Origin of the sequence: Helicobacter kayseriensis, from assembly GCF_021300655.1 — a bacterium.
Taxonomy (GTDB): Bacteria; Campylobacterota; Campylobacteria; order Campylobacterales; family Helicobacteraceae; genus Helicobacter_G; species Helicobacter_G kayseriensis.
Genome location: NZ_JAJTNB010000032.1, coordinates 1 through 1381, shown reverse-complemented (window position 1 = coordinate 1381; position 1381 = coordinate 1). Strand labels below are relative to the sequence as shown.

Here is a 1381-nt window from a genome sequence, read left to right as displayed (position 1 = left end):
TACATCCAAGTCATTGCAGATTCTCAGACTGATATTTCTCAAGTCAAATACAATGGAGGTGGGACAGAAGTAGAGGGCAATATCGCTGTAGCTACAGTCAAAACAAGCACAGGTATCAAGTTTGAAGGAGCTTCTCAAAAACAAGGCTTTGATATCATTGGAACAACACTTAAAGAAGTTAGTGGAACAGATGAGTATGGGAAAATTAAGAATGCTTCATCAAGTCCAGATTCTGAAGAATCAGTTGTATCTTCCTCCTCCGTATCTTCTGGAAGCTCTTCAACATCTACAGATTACACAACCTACTTTGTAGATAAGATGACTTCAAAAGGAGCAGGAGTTGCTGATCAACAAGCAAGTGCACAAGCTATGGGACTAAACTATGAGCTTTTCTTAGCAAACTTCAACTCTTTGAACAAAAGAATGGGAGAGCTAAGAAACAACGATCACTCTCAAGGAGCATGGGGAAGGATCTTTAATGGAATGCTTGAAAGTAATTTTGCACTCAAATCTAAAACAATCTACACTACCATCCAAGCAGGTTATGACTATGCTTTTGGATTTGAAGGAGCCAATAACTATCTAGGACTTGCTCTCTCTTATGCCAATGCGATTGTTGATCCTGAAAATATGACAGACCTATATGGACAATCTGGAGTTGAAAAAGCGACTCAACATGGAATCGAACTAGCTGTGTATAACTCCTATGTCCAAGATGAAGGATGGTTTAATGATACGATTGCCAAATTTAGCTTCATTACAAGCAGTATCAATATGATTGGACAAAGCTCAACTTACAATTCCAACAACTGGGGAGCTGTGCTTTCTAATGAGTTTGGATATCGCTTCAAATTGGGAGAGACAAAAGAGTGGTATATCGATCCACAAGTGGAGCTTGGGTTTGGATACTTCAACCAAAGCAACCTCAAGCAAGTCTTGGGGCAAGCAAGCCTTACAGGGATCCAAAAAGAGATCTTAACACTCCGAACAAGAGCAGGAGCAACTTGGGGATATGATTTTAAAAACTTCACTGAAGGTAAGAAAATCAAAGCCTCTCTTTATCTAGGGACTTATTATTCTTATGACTATATTGCAGGGGGAGAGATTGATCTTGAGACAAATCTCAAAGTCAAATCCCAAACCTTTAGAATGCTTAACTCTACAGGACGCTTTGAGCTTAATGTTGGGACAAATATCCAACTCCAAGATAACATCAGAGTCTATGCAGATTTTGAAAGAAGCTTTGGAGGAGATATTGTGACAGAGTATCAAGTCAATCTAGGTGTGAGATATAGCTTTGGAGAAGGGACTTATACTCCTAAGCCTATGCTTACTCAAGAGAAAGAGACTTTGCAAGCTCCTGTGAAGTTGGAAGAGAAAG

General features: G+C 39.4%; 1 protein-coding gene. It reads left to right on the top strand.

Going from position 1 to position 1381, the window contains the following annotated elements; translation table 11 throughout:
- Positions 1–1381, top strand: a 1381-nt coding sequence (locus LW137_RS07075; RefSeq protein ID WP_233034955.1) for an autotransporter outer membrane beta-barrel domain-containing protein, incomplete at both ends; no start/stop codon positions are given.